General features: G+C 72.0%; 1 protein-coding gene. It reads left to right on the top strand.

Annotated elements, in window-relative coordinates:
- Positions 1 to 1,592, top strand: a 1,592-nt coding sequence (locus tag PKE44_RS18515; RefSeq protein ID WP_324554183.1) for a YfjI family protein, incomplete at its 5' end; no start/stop codon positions are given.
- Positions 1,593 to 2,245: the final 653 nt, after the last annotated feature.

Here is a 2,245-nt window from a genome sequence, read left to right as displayed (position 1 = left end):
CTGCCGCCATGGGGCGTGACGCTGCCGACGTACTGCGCGAGGACGGCATCGAGGCGCTGCGCCGGCTGATCGACGAGGCGCCGGAGATCGGGCCGGAGATCGACGACGGGGCGAGCGGCTGGCCGGACCTGATCCCGCTGGACTCGCCGCCGCTGCCGGCGCTGAACCCGGACCTGCTGCCGGGCTGGCTCGGAGAGATGGCGCGCGCCGTTGCCATCGCCACCGAGACGCCGCCCGAACTCGCCGCCGCCTTCGGGCTGGCCGCGGTCGCAGCGGCAGTGCAGCGCGTTTACTGCGTCCGACCGGAACCGGGCTACTTCGAGCCCCTGAACGTCTGGCTGCTGTGCGCGCTGGAGCCAGGGAACCGAAAAACGGCCGTGCAGGGCGCGATGGTTGCCCCGCTGTCCGCGTGGGAACGCGACGAAGCCGAGGCGATGGCCGGCGAGATCGCGCGCTTGACCAGCGAGCGCAAGACCATCGAGGCGCGCGCCGCCAAGTTGCGCGCCAAAGCGGCCGGCACCGAGGACAACAACGTCCGCGCCGATCTGACGCGCGACATCGCCGACCTTGAGGCCGGCCTGAGCGAGATACCAACCCCGCCGCGGCTGTGGGCGCAGGACATCACGCCGGAGCACCTGGGCACGGTCATGCACGGCAACGCCGAGCGGATCGCGCTGCTGTCCGACGAGGGCGGGCTGTTCGACATCCTCGCCGGACGCTACTCGAACGGTATCCCGAACCTCGACCTGTGCCTGCAGGCACACGCGGGGGCGCCGGTGCGCGTGGACCGCGGCAGCCGCCCGCCGGTGCACATGAACTCGCCGGCGCTGACCATCGGCATATCGCCGCAGCCCGACGTGATTGCCGGCCTCGCAGCCAAGCCCGGATTCCGCGGGCGCGGCCTGCTCGGGCGTTTTTTGTACCTGCTGCCGCCGTCGAAGCTCGGGCATCGCACGCTCGACGGCCGACCGGTGCCTGAGTGCGTGCGCGATGCCTACGACACCGGCCTGCGGGCGCTGCTCAAGCGCGAGCGCGCGAAGGACGAAGCCGGGAAGGAACACCCGCATGCGTTGAGCCTGAGCCGCGGCGCGTGGATCGAGTGGAAGGCCTTTGCGCGGCACATCGAGATCGACATGCGCGACGGCGGGCGCTTCGAGCACGTCCGCGACTGGTCCGGCAAGCTGCCCGGTGCTGCGGCACGGCTCGCCGGCCTGCTGCACTGCGCCGAGCACGCCACGGGCGAGATACCGCCCGAGATCGGCGAGGCCACGATGAGCGCGGCGCTCGAACTGGCCGCGACCCTCGCCGCGCACGCGCTCGCCGCGTTCGCCTTGATGGGGGCCGATCCCGGCCTGTCGGCTGCGCGCAGGGTCTGGCGCTGGATCGAGCGTACCCGGCACACCACGTTCCGCGCTCGCGACGGCTGGAAGGCGCTGCAGGGCAGTTTCCCGGCGCGCGCCGACATCGAACCGGCCTTCGCGATGCTGGTGGAGCGCGGATATCTGCGTCTGATCGAGGCCGAGGCCCGCGCCGCCGGCCGCCCGTCACCGGCGTATCAGGTACGGCCCGACCTGCTGCGGGGGGCGATCTGATGGGCTGGCGCGATCTGATGGGGGCACCGGCTGAGGCCGGCCCCCCTTATACCCAATATCCCCATAATCCCCAAAAACCCCCCGTCGCCCTGAATTTTGGGGATATTGGGGATATTGGGTATAGAGCCACCCCGCCCGAGCCTGCCCCCGGACCCGCCGCGAATATTGGGGATATTGGGGATATTGGGGATATTGGGTATATGCCCCCCTGCCCCGAACCGGAGCCGGACCGGCACTGCGCCTGCGGCTCACCTAGCTGGTGGCGCTCGCCATCGTCGCCGACGTGGCGCTGCGCCTACTGCGAGCCGCGCAGCCGCGCCGAGGCCTTCGAGTCGCTGACGCTGGCGTCCGGGCAGTGGGCGCCGGGCACCCGACCGCCGGCCGATCCCGGCGACGACCCGCCCGAGCCGCACGCGCCCCGACCGCCCCGGCCTGACGACGGGCGCGTTCAGGACGCGTTCGGCGCCTGGCGCACGCCGGCTGAGCACGCAGCCGTTGCCGCCTTCTACGCGCATCACTGGACCTGCGCCGTCTGTATCCGCGCCGGGCGCGGCTACGGCGACCGCTGCGCCGATGGCGAGCGGCTGCACGCTGCTATGAGGGCGGCATCGTGAAGCCGTGGCGCCCCGGCAGACCCGACGCCATCGAGCACG

The sequence above is a fragment of the Plasticicumulans sp. genome, assembly GCF_035331805.1.
GTDB lineage: Bacteria > Pseudomonadota > Gammaproteobacteria > Competibacterales > Competibacteraceae > Plasticicumulans.
This window is presented reverse-complemented; position numbering and strand designations above follow the sequence as displayed.